The sequence below is a fragment of the Pseudarthrobacter sp. CC4 genome, from assembly GCF_048957775.1.
Lineage (GTDB): Bacteria > Actinomycetota > Actinomycetes > Actinomycetales > Micrococcaceae > Arthrobacter.
In genome coordinates this window covers 60,947-85,415 of record NZ_JARCCZ010000005.1, presented here as the reverse complement: position 1 = coordinate 85,415, position 24,469 = coordinate 60,947, and the positions used below count along the sequence as shown (strand labels likewise).

27 protein-coding genes are annotated in these 24,469 nt (G+C 65.8%); 8 read left to right on the top strand and 19 right to left on the bottom strand.

Annotated features, from left to right (window positions below; all coding sequences use genetic code 11):
- Together PV768_RS05830 and PV768_RS05825 are read right to left on the bottom strand one after the other, a co-directional pair.
- The gene (locus tag PV768_RS05830) at positions 1-639 is read right to left on the bottom strand and encodes a TlpA family protein disulfide reductase (protein WP_421092512.1); all 639 of its coding nucleotides are present in this window, start codon (positions 637-639) and stop codon (positions 1-3) included.
- Between the two features lie 2 nt (positions 640-641).
- Positions 642-1,322: a histidine phosphatase family protein gene (locus tag PV768_RS05825; RefSeq protein WP_157241245.1), complete on the bottom strand. Its 681-nt coding sequence runs from the start codon at positions 1,320-1,322 to the stop codon at positions 642-644.
- 197 nt (positions 1,323-1,519) lie between these two features.
- Here PV768_RS05825 and PV768_RS05820 point away from each other — a divergent pair, with 197 nt between their 5' ends.
- From PV768_RS05820 to PV768_RS05810, 3 genes are all read left to right on the top strand, one after another.
- Positions 1,520-2,068, top strand: coding sequence for a YceI family protein (locus PV768_RS05820; RefSeq protein WP_421092511.1), 549 nt, complete (start codon positions 1,520-1,522; stop codon positions 2,066-2,068).
- A gap of 112 nt (positions 2,069-2,180) precedes the next feature.
- Positions 2,181-2,648 (top strand): hypothetical protein, encoded by a 468-nt coding sequence (locus PV768_RS05815; protein WP_421092510.1) that lies wholly within the window; start codon positions 2,181-2,183, stop codon positions 2,646-2,648.
- Between the two features lie 109 nt (positions 2,649-2,757).
- The gene (locus PV768_RS05810; protein WP_421092509.1) at positions 2,758-3,606 is read left to right on the top strand and encodes a hypothetical protein; all 849 of its coding nucleotides are present in this window, start codon (positions 2,758-2,760) and stop codon (positions 3,604-3,606) included.
- Positions 3,607-3,668: 62 nt separating this feature from the next.
- On the opposite strand, the gene PV768_RS05805 is transcribed toward PV768_RS05810, so the two are convergent.
- Both PV768_RS05805 and PV768_RS05800 read right to left on the bottom strand, forming a co-directional pair.
- On the bottom strand, positions 3,669-4,373 hold the full coding sequence (locus tag PV768_RS05805) for a redox-sensing transcriptional repressor Rex (protein WP_321214341.1): 705 nt from the start codon (positions 4,371-4,373) through the stop codon (positions 3,669-3,671).
- 104 nt (positions 4,374-4,477) lie between these two features.
- Positions 4,478-4,732 (bottom strand): glutaredoxin family protein, encoded by a 255-nt coding sequence (locus tag PV768_RS05800; RefSeq protein WP_421092508.1) that lies wholly within the window; start codon positions 4,730-4,732, stop codon positions 4,478-4,480.
- An 89-nt stretch (positions 4,733-4,821) separates the two neighbouring features.
- Between PV768_RS05800 and PV768_RS05795 the strand changes: the two genes are divergently transcribed.
- The gene (locus PV768_RS05795; RefSeq protein ID WP_157241235.1) at positions 4,822-5,640 is read left to right on the top strand and encodes an HAD family hydrolase; all 819 of its coding nucleotides are present in this window, start codon (positions 4,822-4,824) and stop codon (positions 5,638-5,640) included.
- A 67-nt stretch (positions 5,641-5,707) separates the two neighbouring features.
- On the opposite strand, the gene PV768_RS05790 is transcribed toward PV768_RS05795, so the two are convergent.
- The 8 genes from PV768_RS05790 to PV768_RS05755 form a co-directional block, all read right to left on the bottom strand.
- On the bottom strand, positions 5,708-5,806 hold the full coding sequence (locus tag PV768_RS05790; RefSeq protein ID WP_003792170.1) for a 30S ribosomal protein bS22: 99 nt from the start codon (positions 5,804-5,806) through the stop codon (positions 5,708-5,710).
- Between the two features lie 150 nt (positions 5,807-5,956).
- Positions 5,957-6,169 (bottom strand): helix-turn-helix domain-containing protein, encoded by a 213-nt coding sequence (locus tag PV768_RS05785; protein WP_104998964.1) that lies wholly within the window; start codon positions 6,167-6,169, stop codon positions 5,957-5,959.
- A 154-nt stretch (positions 6,170-6,323) separates the two neighbouring features.
- Positions 6,324-7,478: a 3-deoxy-7-phosphoheptulonate synthase gene (locus PV768_RS05780; RefSeq protein ID WP_321214342.1), complete on the bottom strand. Its 1,155-nt coding sequence runs from the start codon at positions 7,476-7,478 to the stop codon at positions 6,324-6,326.
- Between the two features lie 241 nt (positions 7,479-7,719).
- Complete coding sequence (locus tag PV768_RS05775) at positions 7,720-8,739, bottom strand: acetylxylan esterase (protein WP_421092507.1); 1,020 nt, start codon at positions 8,737-8,739, stop codon at positions 7,720-7,722.
- 46 nt (positions 8,740-8,785) lie between these two features.
- Positions 8,786-10,231, bottom strand: a complete 1,446-nt coding sequence (locus PV768_RS05770; protein WP_157241230.1) for a rhamnulokinase — start codon at positions 10,229-10,231, stop codon at positions 8,786-8,788.
- A complete protein-coding gene (locus tag PV768_RS05765; protein ID WP_421092506.1) occupies positions 10,228-12,270 on the bottom strand; it encodes a bifunctional aldolase/short-chain dehydrogenase in 2,043 nt (680 codons plus the stop codon). The genes PV768_RS05770 and PV768_RS05765 overlap by 4 nt, the downstream gene beginning before the upstream one ends.
- 11 nt (positions 12,271-12,281) lie before the next feature.
- Entirely contained in the window at positions 12,282-13,448 is a 1,167-nt protein-coding gene (rhaI, locus tag PV768_RS05760; RefSeq protein WP_421092505.1) for an L-rhamnose isomerase, read from the bottom strand.
- A gap of 87 nt (positions 13,449-13,535) precedes the next feature.
- Positions 13,536-13,883: an L-rhamnose mutarotase gene (locus PV768_RS05755; RefSeq protein ID WP_157242947.1), complete on the bottom strand. Its 348-nt coding sequence runs from the start codon at positions 13,881-13,883 to the stop codon at positions 13,536-13,538.
- Between the two features lie 151 nt (positions 13,884-14,034).
- Between PV768_RS05755 and PV768_RS05750 the strand changes: the two genes are divergently transcribed.
- Positions 14,035-15,057 (top strand): LacI family DNA-binding transcriptional regulator, encoded by a 1,023-nt coding sequence (locus PV768_RS05750; protein ID WP_321214347.1) that lies wholly within the window; start codon positions 14,035-14,037, stop codon positions 15,055-15,057.
- 52 nt (positions 15,058-15,109) lie between these two features.
- Here PV768_RS05750 and PV768_RS05745 read toward each other — a convergent pair whose 3' ends face one another.
- Complete coding sequence (locus PV768_RS05745) at positions 15,110-15,484, bottom strand: STAS/SEC14 domain-containing protein (protein ID WP_157241224.1); 375 nt, start codon at positions 15,482-15,484, stop codon at positions 15,110-15,112.
- Between the two features lie 226 nt (positions 15,485-15,710).
- Here PV768_RS05745 and PV768_RS05740 point away from each other — a divergent pair, with 226 nt between their 5' ends.
- The 3 genes from PV768_RS05740 (at position 15,711) to PV768_RS05730 (ending at position 18,861) form a co-directional block, all read left to right on the top strand.
- A complete protein-coding gene (locus tag PV768_RS05740) occupies positions 15,711-16,775 on the top strand; it encodes a spore photoproduct lyase family protein (protein WP_421092504.1) in 1,065 nt (354 codons plus the stop codon).
- A gap of 83 nt (positions 16,776-16,858) precedes the next feature.
- The gene (locus PV768_RS05735) at positions 16,859-17,674 is read left to right on the top strand and encodes a hypothetical protein (protein WP_323056743.1); all 816 of its coding nucleotides are present in this window, start codon (positions 16,859-16,861) and stop codon (positions 17,672-17,674) included.
- A gap of 164 nt (positions 17,675-17,838) precedes the next feature.
- Positions 17,839-18,861, top strand: coding sequence for a DUF808 domain-containing protein (locus PV768_RS05730; protein WP_321214349.1), 1,023 nt, complete (start codon positions 17,839-17,841; stop codon positions 18,859-18,861).
- On the opposite strand, the gene PV768_RS05725 is transcribed toward PV768_RS05730, so the two are convergent.
- The 6 genes from PV768_RS05725 to PV768_RS05700 form a co-directional block, all read right to left on the bottom strand.
- Positions 18,862-19,506 (bottom strand): DUF1961 family protein, encoded by a 645-nt coding sequence (locus tag PV768_RS05725; RefSeq protein ID WP_421092503.1) that lies wholly within the window; start codon positions 19,504-19,506, stop codon positions 18,862-18,864.
- 42 nt (positions 19,507-19,548) lie between these two features.
- Positions 19,549-20,250, bottom strand: coding sequence for a rhamnogalacturonan acetylesterase (locus PV768_RS05720; protein ID WP_323056741.1), 702 nt, complete (start codon positions 20,248-20,250; stop codon positions 19,549-19,551).
- Positions 20,251-20,280: 30 nt separating this feature from the next.
- A complete protein-coding gene (locus PV768_RS05715) occupies positions 20,281-21,153 on the bottom strand; it encodes a carbohydrate ABC transporter permease (protein WP_157241214.1) in 873 nt (290 codons plus the stop codon).
- A complete protein-coding gene (locus tag PV768_RS05710; RefSeq protein WP_157241212.1) occupies positions 21,153-22,124 on the bottom strand; it encodes an ABC transporter permease in 972 nt (323 codons plus the stop codon). Before PV768_RS05710 ends, PV768_RS05715 begins: the two co-directional genes overlap by 1 nt.
- Positions 22,125-23,654 carry an extracellular solute-binding protein gene (locus PV768_RS05705; protein WP_421092502.1) on the bottom strand — a complete coding sequence of 510 codons (1,530 nt, stop codon included), beginning with the start codon at positions 23,652-23,654 and terminating at the stop codon, positions 22,125-22,127. It lies immediately after the preceding gene.
- A gap of 137 nt (positions 23,655-23,791) precedes the next feature.
- The gene (locus tag PV768_RS05700; protein ID WP_421092501.1) at positions 23,792-24,460 is read right to left on the bottom strand and encodes a YesL family protein; all 669 of its coding nucleotides are present in this window, start codon (positions 24,458-24,460) and stop codon (positions 23,792-23,794) included.
- Positions 24,461-24,469: the final 9 nt, after the last annotated feature.

Sequence of the window (24,469 nt, the reverse complement as noted above, 5' to 3'; positions counted from 1 at the left end):
CTACTCTGCCACGGCGGCAGCGATGAGGGCCTTCAGGGTGCCCTTTTGGACTTCGCCCAGGACACGGGAGGCCACGCGGCCCTGCTTGTCCAGCACCAGGGTGGTGGGAACCGCGCCGGGCGGAACCAGCCCGGAGACGGCCAGGAGGACGCCGCCGTCCTTGTCGTCGAAGCTCGGATAGGTCAGGTTGAAGTTCTTCTCGAACGCCTCTGCCGTGGCTTTCTCGTCCCGGAGGTTGACGCCGAAGAACTGCACGCCCTGGTCCTTGAATTCCTGGTGGAGCTCTTCCAGGATGGGCGCTTCCACCCGGCAGGGGGCGCAGGCCGCGAACCAGAAGTTCAGGACTGTCACTTTGCCCTGGAAGTCGGCGGGCGCAACCGCGGTGCCGTTAAACAGGGTGCCGTTGACCTGGATGGCGGACTTGCGGTCTCCGGCGGCGAACTCCGTGACGGACCCGTCCCCGGCCACATAGTTCTTGTTGTCCCCCGCTTTGGCCTGCTGCGCCAGGGCGTCCTCCTGCGCACAGCCGGACAGCCCCAGGGCCAGGGCGGTCAGGGCGAGGCCGCCGGCAGCAAGCAGGCTGCGGCGGGAGGTGACGGGCGCAGGGGGCAGCCCGTTCCTTTCATTACTGTCGGTCACTACTAGGCTCCAGGGGTGCTTGCCGCACCCGGAAGTAGGGATGCCGCCGGTTCGCTGTACTGCACGCGCAGGAGCGCGCCGCCGTCGTCGAACACCAGCGACGTGATGGATGTCAGCGTGCATTCACGCTTCCGGGGGTCGTGCCACAGGGGCCTGCCCTCGGCGCTCAGCCGGGTGGCCCAGATGGGGAGCTGGTGGCTGACCATGATCGCTTCAGGCCCGTCCGTTCCGAAGTCCCCGGCTGCCAGTTCGATGGCGCGCAGCCTTGCATCCTGCACCGCTTCCATCACCCGGGAGGCCTGGTTCCTGTAGGGCTCGCCCCACGAGGGCCGCAGCGGGTTGACCAGCCTGGGCCAGTGCTTGGGCCGGCGAAGCTCCGCCTTGGTGACCTTCATGCCCTCGAAGTAGTTCTCCGCCTCGATGATCCGCTCGTCCGTGTGGATTTCCAGGTGCAGGGCGTCCGACGTCGGCCGTGCAGTTTCCTGCGCACGGTCCAGCGGCGACGCTGCCAGGTAGGTGATGCGGGCGCCGGCTGCGGCGCGGCGGCGGAAGTGCTCGGCGAGCATGCGCGCCATCTCCTGCCCCAGCTCGGAGAGGTGGAATTCGGGCAGCCTTCCGTACAGAACGCCGTCAGGGTTGTGGACCTCGCCGTGGCGGAGCAAATGGACAGTGGCTTGGGGCATGTTTACCAGTTTCTCAAAGATGGCGTGCGATCCGAAATCTTCTACACAGAGTAGAACTGAAGTTTTTGAAGAAATGTTCCGAAGAGGGGAATGAAACATGCAAATGCATGTTTATACTGGATGCAGCAGTTAGTTGATACTTCAACAGATGAAGCTTCAATAGCAGAACCCTCACAGCACACACAAGGAGCAAAATCATGGCACTTCCCGCAGACGTCACCACCGGCACCTGGACCCTGGACAACTCCCACAGCGAGATCGGCTTCACCGTCCGCCACGCGGGCATCAGCAAGGTCCGCGGCCAGTTCAAGGAAGCCGCAGCAACCCTGGACCTCCCTGAGGATGTGGCCGGCGCGAAGATCAACGCCACCATCAACACGGCCAGCTTCGATTCCGGCGATGCCAACCGCGACGGCCACGTCAAGGGCGAGGACTTCTTCGACGTGGAGAAGTTCCCCGAGATCTCCTTCGTCTCCAACGGCCTGGTAGCCAAGGGCAACAGCTACGAGCTGACCGGGGACCTGACCATCAAGGGCGTCACCCGCCCCGTCACGCTGGACACCGAGTTCAACGGCGTGGCCGTGGACCCGTTCGGCAACACCCGCGCCGGCGTTTCCGCTGAGACCACCATCAGCCGCAAGGACTTCGGCCTGACCTGGAACGCTCTCCTGGAGACCGGCGGCGTCCTGGTGAGCGACAAGGTGGCCATCAACCTGGAACTGGCTTTCATCGCTCCCGCAGCGTAATCGCCTTTCCCGCCGGCACCCCGGCACTGGACGTCCTCAGTCCGGTGCCGGGGTGCCTCCTTTTAACTCCCGACTCCACTCCCCCTCGCCGGAGGGGTTTACAGTGAGGGCCATGAGCAACTCTCCCAGCGCGCCCCGGACCGGTTTCGCCCGGATCTTCGCGGTGGCGGCCCTTCCCGCCGAACTCAAGGTTTCGTTCTGGATCTGGTTCGTGGGCGGCATCCTGGGCCTGCTGGGGGGACTCCTCGGCATGCTGGCCTCCCTGGTGCTCTTCGCTGCTGCGCCGGGAGCCGCAACCCAGGTGCTGCTGCCCATGCTGCTGGCGGCCAGCGTGGGGGCGGCCCAGATCGTGTTCGCCCTCGCCATGAAAGAGGGGAAGCCCCGGGCACGGCTGGGCCTGACTGCACTCACCGGCATCACCCTGGTCCTGGCCGTCGCCAACGGGGCCGTGGGCGTGGGCCAGGCTGGCAACTGGGCTGCCTTCCTCATCAGCCTGGCCGCCACCGTCCTTCTCTGGCTGCCCCGTTCGCAGGCCTTCTTTGCCGCAGCAGGACGGCACGGGAATACCTCTTCCGAATGACCCACAAGCCGCCCGCCCCGGAGTACGGTGGACTTAAGCCATGCTGGGGGTAGGGCACAGGACCATTCCCGGCAGCCTACCTGGAACCCGACATGCAAAAGGAACGCCCATGAGTACTCCCCCTGTCCCGCCTCCCGTTCCAAACGATCCCGAGTCGGGCTCCGAGCCTGGCACGCAGGGTCCCCGCTACGGCCAGAACGCACCCCAGTCCGGCGCCCCGCAGTACGGCCAGAACGCACCCCAGTACGGGCAGAACGCCCCGCAGTACGGGCAGCAGTCCGGCGCGCCCCAGTACGGGCAGCAGTCCGGCGCGCCCCAGTACGGGCAGAACGCCCCGCAGTACGGCCAGCAGTCCGGCGCCCCGCAGTACGGGCAAAACGCGCCGCAGTACGGCCAGAACCCGCCGGCGGCTCCGGGCTACGGGCAGCAGCCGTACGGGCAGTCACCCTACGCGCAGTACCCGTCGGAGCAGCCGCAGCCGTCCGGAAGCACGGGCGTTCCCCAGCTGGTCAACATTTCGTTCTGGTTGCTGATCGCCTCTGCCGCCATCTTCGTTGCCTCCGCGCTTGCCGGCCTCACCACGCTGGATGATCCCCGGTTCCGCGATGTCTTCGACAGCCAGGTCCAGGGCACCGGCGCCGGAGTCACGTACGAGGATATGAAGGGTGTCATCGCCGGCACCCTGGTGGTTTTCACCATCATCGGCCTGGCGCTGTACTTGTTGGTGGCATTCTTTGTCCGCAAGGGCAAGAACTGGGCACGCATCCTGGGCACCGTCTTCGCGGCACTTTCCGTCCTGGGCCTCTTCGGCCCTCCCAGTTTCGCGACCATCGGCACGTTGTTGGGGATCGCGGCCATTGTGCTGCTCTACCTGCCTGGTGCCGCTCCGTATTTCCGGCGGCAGCAGCCGTTCGCCAATCCGTACGGCGGCAACATGGGCAACCCGTACGGCCGGTAGTCCAGGCACCAACCACCCTGCGGGCGTGGGTCCCGAAAAAGCAGCCGGAACCGCGAAGGAACCTAGGCGGTCTGGCCCGGGGCCTGCGCCCGCTGTGCGTGGTAGGCCAGGATCTGCAGCTCCGTTGCCATGTCCACCTTGCGGAGGTTGACCCCCTCCGGCACCTGGAGCATCACGGGGGCGAAACTCAGGACGCTGCGGACGCCGGCCGCCACCACGCGGTCGCAAACATCCTGGGCCACGGCGGCCGGCAGTGCCAGCACCACCATGTTGGCCCCGGTCCGGTGCAATACCGCTTCCAGGTCGGCCACGTCGCTGACCCGCAGCCAGCCCACTTCGTTGCCCACCACCATCTGGTCCGCGTCAAAAATGGCAACTACGTCGAAGCCACGGGATTCAAAGCCGCCGTACCGGGCCAGGGCCTTGCCCAGGTTGCCGGCCCCCACGATCGCCACTTTCCAGTCGTGCGTAAGTCCCAGGGCGGCCGCGATGTGCCGGCTCAAGTACTGCACCTCGTAGCCCACACCGCGGGTTCCATACGAACCAACGTGGGAGAGGTCTTTGCGCAGGGTTGCGGAGCTGACGCCCGAGGCCTCAGCGAGGGATTCTGAGGAGACCCGCTCCACCCCCTCGGAGAGCAGGGTGTTGAGGGCGCGCAGGTAAAGGGTCAGCCGTGCCACCGCAGCGGGCGGAATCTGTTTACCCGCCGTGCCCGTGGCTCCCGGCAGGTCCGGGACAGCCTGGGGAGTTGAATCCAGCGAAGCCACCAGCTCCTCCCTCGCATTGCGTTGTGACACCACTCTAGAGCCCCATCAGCATTGCCAACAAAGCAGGTGACGCCGATGTCCGCATCATCACAAGGTGCTGCTCCCTACTGCCCCATTGCCTGCCGGAGCACGCGTTCAAGGCGGGCTTCGTCGATCTTCCAGAAATCGCGCTGCACCCCGTCCACCAGCACCACGGGGATTTCTTCCGCATAGCGTTCACGGAGTTCCGGCTGGTGGTCCACCAACTCCTCGTCCCACTCAAGTCCCAGCGACGCGGTAACCCGCCCGACGGCGTCGCGCGCGTCTTCGCAAAGGTGGCAGTCTGCTTTGGTGATGAGGAGGACGCGCGGTGAGGCCATGCCTTAACGGTATCCCCGTTGCCCGGGCGCGGCGACGTCCGGCGTGACACCGCAGTGGAATGAAGAGTGGATTGACTAGACTCAACTGCATGCCCGTTGAGAAATACGTCGCCGTAGTCACCAAGCCGGTTGCTGCGCCGCAGCCCGGCGAGGCGGCGTTCTTCGATGTGGACAACACCCTGATGCGCGGCGCCAGCCTCTTCCACGTTGCACGGAAGATGCACCAGCGCGGCGCCTTCACCATGACCCAGGCTGCCGGCTTTGCCTGGAAGCAGTTCAAGTTCGTGGCCCGCGGCGAGAACATCGACGACGTCCATGCGGTGCGCGACTCCGCCCTGACCCTCGCCGCGGGGATCACGGTCGACGACGTAAAGGCCTTGGGCGAAGAGGTCTACGACGAGATGATCGCCTCGAGGATCTGGCCCGGCGCCAAGGCCTTGGCGGAGCAGCACCTGCGGGTTGGCCGCCGGGTGTGGCTGGTGACCGCCACACCCATCGAAGTGGCCACCGTGATTTCCACCCGGCTGGGACTGACCGGGGCCCTGGGAACGGTGGGCGAAATACATGACGGCATGTACACGGGCCGGCTGGTGGGGGACATCCTGCACGGCTCCGCCAAGGCCGTTGCCGTCCGGGCCATTGCCGACGCCGAAGAGCTGGACCTGATGCGCTGCTGGGCCTACAGCGACTCCTACAACGACATCCCCCTGCTGACCCTGGTGGGCCACCCCGTGGCCATTAACCCGGACGCCCGTCTGCGCCGGCACGCCCGGGACAACAACTGGCCCGTCTACGACTTCCGTGCAGGCCGCCGCGCAGCCACGCTCGGGCTCAAAGCGGCAACGGCCTGCGGCGCCGTCTACGGTCTCTGGAAGGGGTTCGCCCGCATCCGTGGCCCCCGCGTCTAGGCAGCGCCAACAGAAATGCCCGCCACCTCGGAAGGCGGCGGGCATTTCCACGCAGTTCGAAGTACTGCTACTTCTTGTTGCGGCGCTGGTGACGGGTCTTGCGAAGCAACTTGCGGTGCTTCTTCTTGGCCATACGCTTGCGACGCTTCTTAATAACTGAACCCACGAAAGTTCCTCACAAACTAGATGCAGTACCTGTCTGATGGAAAAGGTTCGTGGACAGAGCTACGAACTGAACAACTGACAGATTCTTACAATGACGTAAAACGTTCCTTAACAGGGTACCGCTTCCAGGAGGCGGCTATGGACAAGCTTGTCAGGCGGTCTCGGTGTGGCCGTCCACCACAGCACCTTTGAGGTACTGCTCCACCGCCTGCTCCGGGACGCGGTAGGAGCGTCCGAAGCGCACTGCCGGCATTTCGCCGGAGTGGACCAGCCGGTACACGGTCATCTTGGAGACCCGCATAACCTGGGCGACTTCAGCCACGGTGAGGAACTTCGCGTTTGAGAAGTTCTGTTCTGGCGACATTTCCCATATTCCTTTGCTGACGGATGGACAACAGTGACCCCATGTTCATGCCAATGCGGTGTTCCGATGCTGAGCCATCCACCAACCACCTATCTAGATACTCTAGATGTTCCTGTGGCAGAAGTGAAAGTAGTACGGTCCCCTATTTCATCCCCTATTTAGTGAGAGCCGACTCCCTCCGCTTGCGGGCGGAGGCGGCCAGCTGGTCCAGGACAGAGACCGAAACATCCCACTCCATGCAGGCGTCCGTGACGCTCTGCCCGTACACCAGCTCCGGTCGTCCCGCGGCGTGCCCGGCAACATCGAGGTTCTGTGCGCCGCCCACCAGGAAGCTTTCCAGCATGACACCGGCAATCGCCTGGGCCGAAGTGCCGCCGTCTTCCAGCTGGGCGCCGATCTCCATGGCCACTTCGGCCTGGCGGTGGTGGCTCTTGCCGCTGTTGGCGTGGCTGGCGTCGACGATGAGGCGGGGGTTCAGCTGCTTGCCTGCCAGCTTTGCCGAGGCAGCCTCCACGTCGGCGGCAGAGTAGTTCGGTCCCTTGCGCCCGCCGCGGAGGATGACATGGGCGTCCGGGTTTCCGGCGGTGGACACCAGCGCGGCCCGGCCGTCGCCATCAATGCCGAGGAAGGCCTGGGCGGCCGCCGCCGCGCCGCAGGCGTCGATGGCTACCTGGAGGTCGCCGTCGGTCCCGTTCTTGAAGCCGATGGGCATGGACAGGCCCGAGGCAAGCTGCCGGTGGATCTGGCTTTCGGTGGTGCGGGCCCCGATGGCGCCCCAGGAAATCAAATCCGCCATGTACTGCGGGCTGATCGGCTCGAGGAATTCCGTGGCCGTGGGCAGCCCCAGCGCGGTGACCTGCTGCAGGAAGCGCCGCGCGGTCCGCAGGCCGGTGACCATGTCGTGGCTGCCGTCCAGCCGCGGGTCGTTGATCAGGCCCTTCCAGCCCACCGTGGTGCGGGGCTTCTCGAAGTAGGTCCGCATGACGATGAGCAGGTCTTCCCGGTGCTTCTCGGCCTGGCTGACCAGCCGCCGCGCGTACTCCAGTCCCGCCTTCGGATCATGGATGGAGCAGGGTCCCACGATCACCAGCAGGCGGTCGTCCACACCGTCCATGATGGCGCGGACTTCGTCGCGTCCGCGTTCGACGACGTCCGCCGCCCGTGCGTCCAGCGGCAGTTCCGCGATGACTTCCTGGGGCGTGGGCAGCGCGGTGAATTCGCTGACACGAAGGTTGGACGTCGATTTTGCGGCTTCGGCGCCGGCGGCGGTCTGGGCTGTGGCGGATGCTTCTGCTGTTGCGGTGCTCATGTTCGGGTCCTGTTCCAGATGGGAAGCGGGCCCGGATCAGAACCCGCCGGAGAAACGGCGAAGGGCAGAGAATAATCTCTGCCCTGTTGGCTCTGAAGGAAAGTTGGATGCGTGTCAGTTAGACGCGGGCCCCTCCAGAGCCAACGAAAAATACGCATACCAACGGTTTGTCATGCCTTGAACCATAACCGCAACCTGTTGCCCCCCGCAAAGTGTTACGCCGCATCGCGGGACGGGCGGCCTACCCCAGCAGCTTCCGCAGGAAAAGCAGCTGCCTGATCCAGTGGTGCTCCTGGCCGCCCTCGTGGTTGTTGAACCTGTACACCTCGATCTCTTTCGCAGCACCGGTGGCCGGAACGCCGGGCGTCCCGCATCCGTACGCGTTGAAACTGGCAAAAACAGTGGAGGGCGGGCAGATGTCATCCATCTGCGCCGCCGAATACAGCGCCGGCGCGGTTGCCCAGCGTGCCAGGTTGACGCCGTCGAAATAGCGCAGCACCGCGAGGGCGGCGTCGTACCGGTCCCGGTGCCGGGCCAGGAACTGCGCTATCTCCGGGTACGGCCCGCGCGGGGTGATGTCGATGGCGCGGGGGAAGTCCTGCAGGAAGGGGACGTCGGGCAGGGCGGCGATGACGCCGTCGAGCCTTCCGGCCATCAGCCCGGCGACGGCCACAACGATGCCGCCGCCCTGGCTGACGCCGGCCAGCACCACGCGGGACGGGTCGACGGCGGGGTGGGACCGGGCAGCTTCCACGGCCCGGAAGGCGTCCACGTAGACCCGGCGGTAGTAATAACCGTCCCGGTTGGCGATGCCGCGGGTCATACGGCCGGCGTGGGCCACGTCCCCGGCGGAAGGGTGCGGGTCCGGCGTCTCCCCCAGAGAGCCGCCGTAGCCCTGGCCCCGGGTGTCCATGATGAAGTGCGCGTATCCGGCCTGCGCCCACCGGGTGTCCTGGTTGACCAGCCCGCGGCCGCCGGAATATCCGACGTACTGGACCACCACGGGCAGCGCCGCATCGGGTTCCCGGTGCGCAGGGAGGTGCAGCCACCCCTTGACCGGAGCGCCGCCGTAGCCGGCAAAGGTCACGTCGAAGGTGTCGATGACGGAAAGGTAGTTCTCCACGGGTTCAAAGCCGGGGTCCAGGGGGAACTCCCGTGCTTCCGCGATGGTTGCGTCCCAGAATTCGCGCAGGTCCTCCGGCGGCGTCACGTCCGAGGTGTAGGTACGGAGCTGGGCGAGCGGGAGATCGAAGAGCGGCATGGTTATCGAATCCTGTCCTGTGTTGACGTGTCGCAGTGCGGTCAGGCTACAGCCGGGAGAGTTCCGGCGCGAACGCCTGCAGGTCATGGCCCTGCACCACCAGGGCGCGGAGCTCAGCCAGCCCGCCGCAGACGGCACCGGCCGCCCGTGCCTGCACCAGCACATTGCCCAGTGCGGTGGCTTCCACGGGTCCTGCCACCACTTTCCTGCCCGTGGCGTCTGCCGTGAGCTGGCACAGCAACCTGTTCTGGGAACCGCCGCCCACGATGTGCACCACGTCGACGATCCGGTCGGCGACGCGTTCGGCGTCGCGGATGGTGCGGGCGTAGCCGGCCGCGAGGCTGTCCATGATGCACCGTGTGATGGCTGCTGGATCGTTGGGCAGCACCTCTCCGGTGCGGCGAACGGCACCCCGGATGCGTTCGGGCATGTGGTCCGGGGCGATGAAGTAGGGGTCGTCCGGGTTGATCTGCGGCCCGCCGGCCGGCAGCGCGGCCGCCGCGGTGAGCAGCGCCGTCAGTTCGGGACGGACCCCTTCCTGTGCCCAGGTCCGCTGGCATTCGCTGAGCAGCCAGAGCCCGCCCATGTTCCGGAGGTACCGGATGGTGCCGTCCACGCCCCGTTCGTTGGTGAAGTTCGCCGCGCGGCTGGCTTCGGTGAGGACGGGGTGTTTCAGTTCCAGCCCCACCAGGGACCAGGTTCCCGAGGAGATGTACGCGAAGTTTTCCTCGCCGTCTTCCGCTTTGGCGGGGACTGCGGCGACGGCGGATGCGGTGTCGTGCGAGCCGACCGCCACCACCTTTGTATCCCGCGGCAGTCCCGACCGGGCGGCGATCTCCGGCAGCAGGGTGCCTATCGCTTCACCGGGCTGGATCAGCGGCGGGAACAGGTCCTTCCGCAGGCCCAGGGCGGTGAAGAACTCGGTGGCCCACTCCCCCGCCACGGCATCGAACAGGCCGGTGGTGGAGGCGTTGGTGGCCTCGGTCCGCCGCTGCCCGGTGAGCAGGAACGCGATGAGGTCCGGGATCAGCAGGGCCTGCAGCCCGTCCAGGTCCGGTTCGCTGGCCAGCTGGTAGATCGTGTTGAACTGCAGGAACTGCAGCCCGGTGGTGGCGTAGAGGCGGGCGGGGTCCAGTTTCCGGTGCACGGGTTCGACGGCGGCGCGGCTGCGGTCGTCGCGGTAGCTGAACGGCGGAGCCGTCAGCTCACCCGCGGCGTTGACCAGGCCGTAGTCCACAGCCCAGGTGTCGATGCCGATGCTGAGGATCCGCTCGCCCTGCACGGCGGCAACCGTGGCCGCGGCCGTCAGGCCCTTCAGCACCTCCGCGAAGAGGGCGTCGAAGTCCCAGCGGAGGCCGCCGTCGATCTCCACCACGCCGTTGGAGAAACGGTGGACCACCTCCAGCTCCACGCCGCTTCCTGCGATCCGGCCCAGGATGACCCGGCCGGAGGAAGCGCCAATATCGACGGCGGCAAACACAGGCGTGTTCATCGGAGGAAGGCTGCGGCCACTCCGGCGTCCACGGGGATGTGCAGGCCGGTGGTGTGGGACAGTTCGTTGCCGGTGAGGACGGCGGCGGCGTTGGCGACGTGTTCGGGGAGGACTTCGCGTTTGAGCAGGGTGCGCTGGGCGTAGTACTTGCCCAGTTCCGTCTCGTCCACGCCGTAAACGGCGGCGCGTTTGGCGCCCCAGCCGCCGGCGAAGATCCCGGAGCCGCGGACCACGCCGTCGGGGTTGATGCCGTTGACGCGGATGCCGTGCTCGCCCAGTTCCGCGGCGAGGAGGCGGACCTGGTGGGCCTGGTCGGCCTTGGTGGCGGAGTAGGCGATGTTGTTCGGGCCGGCGAACACGGAGTTCTTGGAGGAGATGTAGATGATGTCCCCGCCCATGCCCTGGGCGATCATGACCTTTGCCGCGGCCTTTGCCACCAGGAAGGAGCCCTTGGCCATCACGTTGTGCTGCAGGTCCCAGTCCTTTTCGGTGGTTTCCAGCAGCGGCTTGGAGATGGACAGGCCGGCGTTGTTGACCACCAGGTCCAGCCCGCCGAACGCCAGCACCGCGGCGTCGATGGCAGCGGCGACCTGGGCCTCGTCCGTGACGTCGGCCTGGACGCCGACGGCGACATCGGGCCCGCCGAGCTCTTCGGCCACCTTCTGCGCGTTCTCGAGGTTGAGGTCCGCGATGACCACGCAGGCGCCTTCGGCGGCGAGGCGGGTGGCGATGGCCTTGCCGATCCCGGACGCCGCGCCGGTCACCAGGGCGATCCGGGTGGCGTGGGACTTGGGCTTGGGCATCCGTGCCAGCTTGGCTTCCTCCAGCGCCCAGTACTCGATCCGGAACTTCTCCGATTCCTCGATCGGGGCGTAGCTGGAGATGGCCTCGGCGCCGCGCATCACGTTGATCGCGTTGAGGTAGAACTCGCCGGCCACCCGGGCGGTCTGCTTGTTCGCCCCGTACGAGAACATGCCCACGCCGGGGACCAGCACGATGGCCGGGTCCGCGCCGCGCAGTGCCGGGGAATCCGGGGTCGCATGGCGGTCGTAGTAGGACTGGTAGTCCTTCCGGTACTCGCCGTGGAGTTCCTGCAGCCGGGCGATCGAGTCCTCCACCGAGGCATCCGCGGGCAGGTCAAGGATCAGCGGCTTGACCTTGGTCCGAAGGAAATGGTCCGGGCAGGACGTGCCCAGCGCACCCAGGCGCGGGTGCCCGGCGGCTTCCAGGAAGTCCAGCACGACGGCGTCATCACTGAAGTGCCCCAGGACCGGCTTGTCCGTGGAGGCCAGGCCGCGGATCACCGGCGCCAGGGCCCCGGCTTTGGCGCGCCGCTCGGCCTCGGGCAGGGCGCCGTAGCCGGGCAGCTTCGCACCGAACGGCTCGGCCTTGCCGTTTTCCCTGATGTACTTCTCGGCCTGGTCGATGATCCACAGCGAGTTCTGTTCCGCCTCTTCGGAGGTGGCGCCCCACGCGGTGATGCCGTGCCCGCCCAGGATGGTGCCGATGGCCTGCGGGTTTGCGTCCTTGATCGCCGCGATGTCCAGGCCCAGCTGGAATCCCGGACGGCGCCATGGCACCCACACCACCTTGTTCCCGAAAATCTTCGCCGTCAGCGCCTCACCCTCTGCCGCCGTCGCAATGGCAATCCCGGAGTCCGGGTGCAGATGGTCCACGTGCGCCGCATCCACCAGCCCGTGCATCGCCGTGTCAATCGAGGGGGCCGCGCCGCCTTTGCCGTGCAGGCAGTAATCGAACGCGGCCACCATCTCGTCTTCACGCTCAACGCCCGGGTACACGTTCTTCAAAGCGTTCAGCCGGTCAAGGCGCAGCACCGCAAGGTTCTCGGCCCTCAAAGTACCCAGGTCCCCGCCGGAACCCTTGACCCACAGCAGCTGGACGTCCTCACCCGTCACCGGGTCCTTCTCCGTGCCCTTCGCCGACGTGTTGCCCCCGGCAAAGTTAGTGTTCCGCTTATCCGCACCCAGGCGGTTCGAACGGGAAATCAGGTCTTCAACAGTCTTGGCTGTGTTCTGCATGTTCATGCCTTTCAGGCGCCCCATCCGGCTTGCTGGCCGCCCACGCGGTCCTCGTTGATCTTCTTCTGGTAACCGCTGGCCTTGAACGCGGCCAGCGGGTCCGCGGGCAGGCCGCGGGATTCACGCCACTCGGCCAGGACCGGCCGGACGTCGGTGTAGAACGCATCATTGAAGATGCCGTTGGCGGCCAGCACATCTCCGGCACGCTGGGCCTCGGCCAGGGCCTCGGTGTCCACGAGCAGGGCGCGGGCGGTCATTTCCTGGACGTTCAGGACCGAGCGGATCTGGCCCGGGATCTTCTCCTCCAGGTTGTGGCACTGGTCCAGCATCAGCGCAACTCCAGAGTCCTTGCCGAACCCGCCGCCGTGGATCACCTCATGCATGATGCGGAACAGCTGGAACGGGTCCGCCGCGCCCACGATCAGGTCATCATCCGCGTAGAAGCGGGAGTTGAAGTCGAACGAGCCAAGCTTGCCCAGGCGCAGCAGTTGCATCACGATGAACTCGATATTGGTGCCCGGGGCGTGGTGGCCGGTGTCCAGGCACACAAACGCCTTCTCCCCGAGCGCGAGGGTCTGGGCGTAAGAGGTGCCCCAGTCCGGAACATCGGTGTGATAGAAAGCCGGCTCGAAGAACTTGTACTCCAGCACCAGGCGCTGCCCGTCCCCGAGGGCCGCGTAGATCTCCTGCAGGGACTCGGCCAGGCGGTCCTGGCGGCCACGCATATCGTCCTGGCCCGGGTAGTTGGTGCCGTCCGCCAGCCAGATCTTCAGGTCCTTGGAACCCGTGGCGTGCATGATCCCAATGCAGTCCAGGTGATGGTCGATGGCCCTGCGGCGCACGGACTCATTGGACGAGGTCAGCGAACCGAACTTGTACTCATCATCCTGGAACGTGTTGGAGTTGATGGTGCCCAGGCCAACACCCAGGCCGGCCGCGTACTCTTTCAAAGCCGAGTAGTCATCCACCTTGTCCCACGGGATGTGCAGCGCCACTGTGGGCGCGAGGCCGGTCAGTTCATGGACCTTTGCGGCGTCCGCCAGCTTCTCCTGCACAGTGCGCGGGGTGCCGGGCGTGCCGAACACCCTGAACCGCGTACCCGAATTTCCATATGCCCACGAAGGGACCTCGATGGCAAGCTCCCCGAGCCTGCCCAGCGCCGTTGCTACGTCATTCATGATGGTTCTTTCCGGTGTCTTGTGATGCTGTTGGTCTGCTGGATGCCGCCCCGCTGCTGGAGCCTGTTGTTTGCCGGCCCGCCGGCTTTAGGAGGTGGAGGCCTGTGCCGCGGCCAGCTGGCTGTCAAGGTTGAAGACTTCCTCCAGGACCTGGAACCCTTCATCGGGAGCCTGGCCAGAGTTTTCAAAAAGCGCTGCCATTTCCGCCTGCCACCGGGCGTTGACCTCGGTCAGGGCCATGCGGGCGCGGGCGGCATCGAAATCGTCGCATTCCACGTAGCCAACCAGGAGCCCGTCCCCGGCCAGGAACAGGGAGTAGTTGTTCCAGCCCGCGGCCTTGAGGGCGCGCAGCATCTCCGGCCACACGGCCGCATGCCGCCGCCGGTATTCGTCAATCAGCGCTGGCTGTATCGAGGAGCGGAAACACACCCTCATGTTGGACCCTCCTAAACTCGCGGAAACTTTGAATCGTTTCATTGTTACGATTCAAAGTACTCTTGAACTGGAGTAGGTGTCAAGCATTCCGGACAAGCCGTCCACGGGGCGGCCCGGACGCCTGGCACATCGCGCAGCAGCACGGAGAATCATGAACCGCTCAGCCAGTATCAAGGACGTCGCCAACCATGCCAGCGTGGCGGTGGGCACGGTCTCCAACGTGCTGAATTACCCTGACAGGGTCTCGCAGCGGACCAAGGACCGGGTGCTCAAGGCGATCGATGAGTTGGGGTTCGTCCGTAACGACGCAGCCCGCCAATTGCGCGCCGGCCACAGCCGCACCATCGGCCTGATCGTCCTGGACGTAGGCAACCCGTTCTTCACCTCCGTGGTGCGTGCGGCCGAGGACGCCGCTGCCCTGCACGGCAGTGCGGTGCTGCTTGGGGACAGCGGCCACGACGCCGGCCGGGAGGCCAATTACATCGATCTTTTCCAGGAACAGCGTGTCCAGGGACTGCTGATCTCGCCGGTGGGTGACGTGACGGAGCGCCTTGACCTCCTCCGCGAGCGCGGCGTGCCCACCGTGCTGGTGGACCGGCTGGCTGACGAGGCAAAGTTCAGCTCCGTAGCAGTGGACGACGACGCCGGGGGGTACCTTGCCGCGCGGCACCTGCTGGACACCGGCCGCCGTCGGCTGGCCTTTGTGGGCGGCCCCACCTCCATCCGGCAGGTGGCGGACCGCCTGCAGGGCGCGCAGCGTGCCGTCAAGGAAGAACCCGACGCGTCGCTGGAGGTTCTGGCATCGGACGCCATGACGGTCCTGGCCGGGCGAAGCGTGGGGAACGCACTGGTGGAGCGGGGCCGGGAAAAGCTGCCGGACGGCATCTTCTGCGCCAACGACCTCCTGGCGCTGGGGGTCATGCAGTCCCTGACCATGACCCACACGTTCCGCATCCCCGAGGACGTTGCGCTGATTGGCTATGACGACATTGACTTCGCCGTCTCGGCCGTGGTTCCGCTGTCCTCCATCCGGCAGCCCACGGAGGCGCTGGGGCGCACGGCAATCGAACTTCTCGCCGAAGAAGTGGGGTCCCGGAACCCCACGCACCGTTCGGTGGTCTTCACGCCGGAACTGGTGGTCCGGCAGAGCACGGGGACTTCCGCCGGCGGCTGATATGGCACCGTCCGGTTAAGTAGGCATTGCCCGGTTGGCAGGCAACGCCCGGTCAGTCACCTTCCTGCAGCCATTTCATGGACTCTGTCCGGGAGGTGAAGAAACGGGTGGGGCAGGGCGGGATGTGCACGCCCAGGAAGAAGTTTGCGATGATCCGGTCTACCGGGCTTGCTCCCAGCAGCGCGATCCGGTTGGCAGCGCACGGGATGGAAAAGACAGCACGGGCTGCCCTGGTGACGTCCTCGGTGGTGGCCATGTCCACCAGCATCGGGTAAGTGCTGTCCCCCGCTATCTGGTTGACGGCAGCCATGGCTGCCCGTGCGTCCTGCAGTTCTATCCGGACCCTGGGTTCCCAGATCAGGTGGATGATGCCGTCGGAGCGGAGCTCCACCGTTCCCTTGCCGCCGTCGACAATTACAGGCTCCATAACCTGCCTCCCTCCCTAGGCGCACTCCCATGATCTTCCTATCTTGCCGTATGCCTCCGAGGCGGCGGCCGGCCTTGTGCCAACGCAGGAGGCATTGCCCGTTGACTGGTTCGACATGGATGGATTTGCCGTGGCTGTTGAGGAACTGGCGCTGGACACCATAGCCTGGCGAGGCCCTGGGCTTAACTGCCCGCGGCCATCCCCTCGACTTGCAAGAATGGCCATCATGGACTTCAACCGGCTGCTGCAGATCCGCCGCATCTACGCGCAGCCTGCCGCACTGGAGCTGCCCCGGGGCAGGGACATCGTGGAACGGTGGCCGGACGCCGACGTCGTGCTTGTCGACAACCACTGGAACATCCCGGCTGTGCACGGTGATGAAACGAACGTGCCGCGCTGGTCCCGGATCAAAACGGAGGCGTTGGTCCTCGGGGTCAAGAAAGCGCTGACCGTCAAGCCGAACGGCAGGTCCGCAGACTTCATTGCGCCCTCAACCGCGAACGGCTGCGCCATGGCGTGCGCGTACTGCTACGTGCCCCGGCACAAGGGGTACAGCAATCCCGTCACGGTGTTCGCGAACATCGACCAGATCGCGGGGTCACTGGAGCGCCACGTTACGCGCCAAGGCATCAAGCTTGAGCCTAACCAGTGCGATCCGGAGCTCTGGGTCTACGACATCGGTGAGAACAGCGACTGCTCCGTGGACGCCCTTGTCAGCGACAACGTGGAAGATCTGGTCACGCTCTTCCGCGACCTGCCTACCGCCAAGCTGTCCTTTGCCACCAAGTACGTCAACCCGGCGATGCTGGGCTGGGACCACGGCGGCCACACCCGGATCCGCTTTTCCCTTATGCCCGCGGCTTTGGCGAAGTCGATCGACGTCAGGACCTCGCCGGTGGGCGAACGCATGGCGGCCATCAACGACTTCGTCGCTGCCGGCTATGAGGTGCATGTGAACTTTTCCCCGGTCATCATTACGGACACCTGGCTCAGCGACTGGGAGGAGCTGCTCTGCCAACTCGACGCGACGCTGAGTGCCGCTGCGAAGTCCCAGCTGGCGGCGGAAGTCATCTTCCTGACGCACAATGAACGGCTCCACGAGGTCAACCTCGGCTGGCATCCGCAGGCCGAGAGCGTGCTGTGGCGCCCGGACCTCCAAGAGGCAAAGGTCTCATTCAACGGCTTCACCAACGTCCGCTACCGCTCCGGAACCAAGGCCGGCTACGTGCGGCAACTGACCGCCCTGGTTGGGAGGATCGCACCATACTGCCGCATCCGGTACGCCTTCTGAGGGTCCGGGTTCCTGGCCGGCGTCGGGGCGCGAACCGGGCCTCGGGCCAGGGCCTGCCCCGCCGCGCGGCGCTAGACTGAAGCATGACCGGCGCCCGCCCCCGTCTCTTGGCCTGGCTCCTCGTCCTGGCAGCCTTCCTCGGGGCCTGCACGCCCGCCGTCGGCATCAACGACGCCGTTACCGGGCAAGCGAGCCCGGCCTCCCCGGCGCCGGCATCGGCCGCGCTGACCGCCCCGCCACCGGCGTCAGCGGCTCCGCCCGCCCCGTCGCCGGTACCCGCGGCACCGCCGGAACCCCAGCCGTTCTCCCTCAACCTTTACCAGGAGGGCGACTTCGTGCCGCAGTACACCTTTGACTGGTGTGTGGCAGCGAGCATCCAGATGGCCCACAACCTCGTCGACGACACGGGCGGCGGCACGTGGGCGGATTCCACCCAGCAGGGAGAACTCTGGGAGATGGCCCGGGCCCGATCGTCCAACTCGTTCAACGGCGCCAACCCCCTCGGGTGGGCGCAGGTGCTGACGGAGGTTGGCATGGGGCCGTACACGGTGGTCAGCATCGCCGACTACGGGACCGCGCTCCGGACGGCGGCGCGCGCCATCGCCGCCACGGGCCGGCCGGTGGGGCTGGTCATGTGGCGCGGCCGCCACGCATGGGTGATGAGCGGTTTCGAGTCGATCGGCGATCCCGCCCGGTTCCAGGACTTCTCCGTCACCGGCGTCCGGGTCCAGGATCCCCTCTACCCGCACGGCAGCGGGCAGTGGGGCCCGTCGCCTGCGCCCAACAGCCTGCTCACCCCGGAGGAGCTGGCAACGCAATTCGTGGTCCGCGAGCCGCGGCGCTGGAGCAGCGAACTGCCCACCGGTTACCTGATGGTGCTCCCGGTCGCCGGGGCCTGACCGGCCGCGGTTGGGGACAAAGGTCGAAGGAATGCTGGCCGTGCGCAGCGGAGCCGGGCCGGTACGGCTGCCCGGCCCCCGTATAATCTCAGCATGCCGATCACCCGCCTGCACCCAGGCAGCCACGCCCAGCCGACGGAACGCGAACACTGCGGGAGCGGTCTGTGAGCGGCGGCCTCGTCGCCCTGCTGGACGACGTCGCGGCCCTGGCCCGCATCGCCGCCGCGTCGGTGGACGACGTCGCAGCCGGAGCCGCCAAGGCGGGAGCCAAGGCCGCCGGTGTGGTCATCGACGACGCCGCTGTAACCCCGCAGTACGTGTCCGGGGCTGACCCGTCCCGCGAACTGCCGATGATCAAGCGAATCTTCTGGGGCTCGCTCCGGAACAAGCTGCTGATCATCCTCCCGGCCCTGCTGCTCATCAGCGCCTTCCTCCCGTGGGCCATCCCGTTCATCCTCATGCTGGGCGGCACGTACCTGTGCTTCGAAGGTGCCGAGAAGGTCTGGCACAAGCTCCGCCGTGACCACTCGGACGAAAAAGCGCCGGCGGTCCAGCGGGGTCCGGAGGCGGAAGCGAAGGTGGTCAAGGGCGCCATCACCACAGACTTCATCCTGTCCTGCGAGATCATGGTCATCTCGATGAACGAGGTGGCCGCCGAATCCATCTGGGCGCGGGCTGTCATCCTGGTGGTCGTGGCCCTCGCCATCACGGTGCTCGTGTACGGTGCGGTGGCACTGATCGTCAAGATGGACGACATTGGCCTGCACCTGGCCGCCAAGGAATCTGCGGGCTCGCAACGCTTCGGCGAGCTGCTGGTCAAGGGGATGCCCGCCGTGCTGGCTGCAATCACCCTGATCGGGACAGTCGCCATGCTGTGGGTTGGCGGCCACATCATGCTGCAGGGGGCCTACGACCTCGGCTGGCACCTTCCGTATGACCTGGTCCATGCCCTTGAGGCCCCGGTCGCCGGAATCGCGGGCATTGGCGGGCTCCTGGCCTGGCTCGTGAACACCCTGTGCTCAGCCGTCCTGGGACTCGTGTGGGGCCTCGCCGTGATGGCCGTCCTGCACCCGCTGCTGAAGGCCCTGCCGTTCGGCAAGGAGAAGGGCCAGCACGAGGAAGGTGACGTCCGCGCCGAACTCGCCGGCTACCGGCCGACGAAACACAAGGCGGATCCCGCTCCCTAGCTAGAGTTCCTCCACCACCAGGTTGCGGTAGGCCGCCCGGAGCGGGGCCATGTGCCGGAAGCCCAGGTGGCCGGCCCCAAGCACCTTGCCGGACGGATCCTGCCACTCAAGCAGCGGCAACCCGTTGATGGAAAAAGCCACGCGTGGCCCGTCCTTCACCACCTCCAGGCGGTAGAAGTCCATCGCGTCCCCGGCAGGCGGCAACGGATCGGCACCCTGCGCCACGAGCTCAAAACCCGCGCTCTTGCGCAGGTTGCAGGTGCGGAACGCCCGCTCGGACGCGTATTTGTGCCGGAAGTAGGAGATGTGCAGGGCATCGATGTCCCCGGAATGGTATTGCGGGTAGTACCCCGTCCGCGGTGCGAGCCCGGGTGAGAACAGGTCCCGCCCGCCGTGCCCCCGGGCGGCGAAGAAGAGCATGGCCGGGCCCGGCTCCTCCAGCGGAAGGAACTCCCAGCTGATCCGGACTCCGTCCGGGAACTCCACCGGGCACCAGAACGTCCAGTGCGCGTGGTCCCCGAATTCCGCGTCGTCCAGCGAACCCGAAAGTTCCAGCGCACCGCCATGCCCGCCCGCGCTCAGCGGCCCTTCCGCCACCCAGTCCGCGACATCCCCCGGCCCGGTCAGTGCGTTGCTGTAGAGCACCTTCGTCCCCGGGCCAGGCGTTCCCAAGCCAGGCGTGCCCACTTAGCTGCGTCCCGCCGTCGTACTTAACACACTGTCCGGGACCAGCCCCAGCTCCTGGAGCTCCGCGGCAACATGCTCCGCCACCAGGGCGGCTCCCGGCCGGGAAAAGTGGGTGTTGTCCGCCAGCCCTTCCGGCCAGTAGGCGTGCGTGCCCGGCGCAAAGTGGCAGAAGAGGGACGCCGAGTCCTCCGGTCCCAGGCGAAGGTAAAGCCCGCGCGTCCACGCGTTCAGGTCAACCACCGGCAGCCCCAGCTCCAGGCCGATTTCCCGGACCACCTCCGGGTAGTCCTCCAGGCTCGGCTCCAGGATCCCTTCCACAACAGCGTCCGACGGCGGCGCGTCCAGGAAGTGCCGCCGCTCCACCGGGGTGCACAGGACGGGAAGCGCCCCGCGGCTCCGCACGTCCCCGGCCATGGTGCGCAGGTTCGCCGCGTAACCGGTGCGGGCCGCGAGGTGTTGCCTCTTCTGGTCGTTGTGGCCGAACTGGATCAGCACCAGGTCCCCCTCGGCTGCTTCCGAAAGCAGCCGGCCCCACAGCCCCTCCTCCCTGAAGGACTCCGTGCTTGCCCCGCCCTTGGCGAAGTTGTGCACGGCCGCCCGATTGTAGACATGCGGCGCAAGCTGCGCTCCCCAGCCGCTCATGGGGTACTCATGCGTGGGGCAGTTGGCCACCGTGGAATCTCCGGCGAGCAGGATTTTCATGCTGTGCTTTCTGGTAGTCCGGCTCCCCCATCAGCCCTTGACGGAGCCAATGAGCATGCCTTTGGCGAAGTGTTTTTGCAGGAACGGGTAGAAGACCAGGATGGGCAGGGTTGCCACCACGATGACCGCGAATTTGATGCCCTGTTCCGGGGGGATGTAGTTGGGGTCCACGTTGCCGGTGCCGAGCAGGTCGGAGGAGGCTGTGACCTGGCGCAGGTACATCTGCAGGGTCCATTTGGAGTTGTCGGACAGGTAGAGCAGGGGTGACATGAAGTCGTTCCAGATGCCCACGGCGTAGAACAGGGCGAACGTGGCCAGCACCGGCTTGGACAGCGGCAGCAGGATGCGCCAAAGGATCCCGACCTCGGTGGCGCCGTCCATCTTGGCGGATTCCTCGAGCTCGGCGGGAAGCTCCTGGAAGAAGTTCTTGATGATGATCAGGCTGAACGGGTTGATGGCGGCCGGCAGGATCAGGGCCCAGTAGCTGTTGAGCAGGCCGAGGTCCTTGACCAGCAGGAAAGTGGGAATCATGCCGCCGGAGAAGACCATGGCGAAGACCACCAGGGACAGGATGAGCTTGCGGCCGCGGAGGTTCCGTTTGGCCAGCGGGTAGGCCATGGTGACGGTCAGGATCAGCTGGACCCCGGTGCCCACGGCGGTGACCAGGACAGTGGTGACCAGGGCGCGGATGAAGGCGGGCGTGGAGAAGATGTACTCGTAGGAGCCCAGGGAAAACTGTTCGGGCCAGACGAAGAAGGCCCGCCGGGTGATCTCGGCTTCGGTGGCGAAGGAACCGGCGAAAACATAAATGAACGGCAGCAGGGTGATGATGCCGATCAGGGCCAGGAAGACGTAGTTGGCGGCGTCGAAAATCCGGCCGCCGGTGGTGTTGTGAATCTTCATTAGAACAGTCCGCTCTGGTTGAACCGCTTGGCCAGGGCGTTGGTGCCGAAGATCAGCACGATGCCCACCAGGGATTTGAACAGTCCCACCGCGGTGGAATAGGAGTAGGCGCCCTGGGTGATGCCCACGAAGTAGACGTAGGTGTCGAAGACGTCAGCGACATCGCGGTTCAGGGCGTTGGTCATCAGGTAGATCTGCTCGAAGCCGGTGTTGAGCATCTGCCCGATCGCGAGGATGAGCATCACGATGATGGTGGAGCGGATCCCGGGCAGGGTGATGTGCCATACCCGGCGGAACCGTCCGGCGCCGTCAATGATGGCGGCCTCGTACTGGTCCTGGTCCACGGTGGCCAGGGCGGCGAGGAAGATGATGGTTCCCCAGCCGGTGTTCTTCCAGATCTCCTGGAGCACGATCAGCGGCCGGAACCAGGCAGGGTCGGACAGGAAGTCGATGTCCGTGCCCATCACGTTGTTCAGGAACAGGAACAGCGGGCCGAAGTCCAGCGCGAACAGCAGGAAACTCAGCGACGCCACGATGGTCCACGAGAGAAAGTGCGGGATGTAGACCAGGGTCTGGACGGTGCGCTTGAGGATGGAGAGGCGGACCTCGTTCAGCAGCAGCGCCAGCACGATGGTCAGCGGGAACGCGATACCCAGGTTCAGGAACGCCAGGATCAGCGTGTTGCCCAGCAGCCGGGGGAAGTCCGGGTTGGCGAAGAAGTCCTGGAAATGCTGGAACCCCACCCACGGGCTGCCGTTCACCCCGAGGAACGGGACGTAGTCCTTGAAGGCGATCGACACCCCGTACATCGGGGCGTAGCGGAAGACGGCGAAATAGAGCACGCCGGGCAGCAGCAGGAGGTACAGCCACTTATAGTGCGCGAAGTGGACGGAGAACCTGCCCCGCGGCCGGGGAGCGGAGACGGGCTGCGCCCGCTCCCCGGCCTGGGCGTCAATGACAGGGGCTGCCATTTACTTGCTGTCCTGCCAGAGCTTGTTGATTTCTTCCTGGACCTTGTCGCCGCCGCTGCTCTTCCACAGCTTGATGGCGTCCTTCAGGCCCTGCTCATCAATCTGGCCGGCCAGGTACTTGATCCGGGCATCGGCCACAATGTTGTCCAGCTGCGCGCCCTTGGCCACATACGTGGGTGAGACGAAGGCTGCTGCCGGGTTGTAGACCGCGCTCTTGAGGTCCTCGGCCATGACCTCGACCCGCTTGTCGAAGACCTCCTGCTCGTAGCCCGAGGCCTGCTTGACCGGGTAGAAGTTGTTGCCCGTGACGTTCATTCCCAGCTGGGCGTAGCTCTTGATATCGGTGTTGACCACCTTGCCCTCAGGGGTCTCGGGCTTGATGGTGGCGGCCTTGCCGTCCTCCACCGTGAAGTTCACGCCCTCGATGCCGTTGTTCAGCAGGACAGCGGTTTCCTTGGAGTTCATCTTGTTCAGGAACTCCAGCACGGTCTTCAGCTCGGCCTCGGTCCGGACGCTGGTTTTGGGAATGGCCAGGAAGCCGGAGTAACCGTCGGTGGGATGTGTGTGCAGTTCACCGTCCGGGCCTTCGAGCCCGCCGACAAAGCCGACCTTGTTTTCAAAGTCGTTGGGGTTGGCCTGCTTGAACAGGTTGATCAGCACGCTGACACGGGAGTCGACGTCGATAATGATGCCGCCCTTGCCGTTGAAGAAGGGCTCGTTCCACTTGGTCCCGTCGAAGGTGGCAAAGTCAGGGTTGATGAGCTTCTCATCCACCATCTTCTTGACGAAGCGGTTGGCTTCGATGAACTCTTCGGTCTCAAAGCTCGGGACCAGCTTGCCGTCACGTTCGGCCCAGCGGTTGCCGGCGCCGTACCAGGTTTCGATCATGTCGTAGGGGCTGTTGGACCCCAATGCGCCCCACTTCGGGATGGTGATGCCCCAGGTATCGTTCTGGCCGTTGCCGTCCGGGTCCTGTTCTGTGAAGGCCTTGGCCACCTTGTAGAGGTCCTCGGTGGTTTTGGGCGCTTGCAGGCCCAGTTTGTCCAGCCAGTCCTGGCGGAACATGACAGCCGAGCGGATCGGGTTGCGGGCGCGGTAAACGCCGTAGACCTTGCCGTTGATGCTGGCGTTCCGCTCCACCGCCGGGGAGGTGGACTTCAGGTTTGGGTACTCCTTGAGCTTATCCGTGAGGTCCCAGAAGGCACCCGCTTCGGCGTTCTTGACGAAGCCCGGAGACTTGCTCTGCACCACCAGGACGTGCGGAATCTCGGACGAAGCCAGCGTGATGTTCATCTTGTCTTCATAGGAGGCGTTAGGCGTCCAGGCGATGGTGACGTCCTTCCCTGTGAGTTCCTCCAACTTCTGTTGGACGGCGCCGTCCGCGGAGGGCGGCTGCGCCTCGAGGAAGGGGGCCATCACGTTGATGGCGGCCAGGTCAGCGGACTGGGTTTCCCCGGCTCCGCAGGCTGTCAGTGTCAGGGCCGTGGCGGTCACGACGGCGGCGGCCAGGCTGAGTTTTCTGGTAATCATCTTGTTCCTTTTCCACTTCTTCGGGGTTGGTTGGCGAGCATGGCATAGGGATCTTGATACGTTTCAGTAGTGCGGTGAGGCCGACGGCGGCAAGGGGACGGAGCACCGGCGCAGGACTTGCTGGCGGGTACGACGGGTCAGGCCACTGAGGCCACCGGCACGGCATCATCGGGGGCGGCCGCTTCCGCCGTGGCGACCGATTCGTCATTGGCGCTGAAGAACCTGTCACACAGCCAGCCTGTAACGAACAGCCAGGCGCCGACGCTGAAGAACGGGATCAGGCCGGGGACCGTGCTGCTTGCATAGAACGCGGCAGCGGAGATGAACAGCAGGATGACCGTTCCAGCCAGATGGCGGAAGGCAAAACGGGACGACGTGAGCAGGTACTGGGCCAGGGGCAGCTCATACCGCGCATACATGGGAAAGAGGTAGCACGCTGCCCCGGCCAGGAAGATGGCCACCACGAAGATTCCTGCCGCAACGAGCTGCGAAATGACATCGCCGGAGCGCGAAAAGTAGTTCCAGTTCATGGCCAGGACTACCGCCACACCCATGACGGGCAGGGCGATGGCATTGGCTCTGCCGAAGTTGCTGAAGTAGTGGAAAGCAAAGCTCCGAGCCAGCGGAGCCTCATTCCCCCGCACCCGCTTTCGTATTGCGATGTGGGCGGCCGCGGTGGCCGGACCGGCACCGAGGATGCCCGCGCCAGCCACGGCAAAAAAGATCCACAGCAGGTTCAGGCAGGCGATCCAAAGGAGCGTGTCAAAGAACGAGTAGGCACGGGCGTTGAAGGATCCAGACGGCATGGCGCAGCT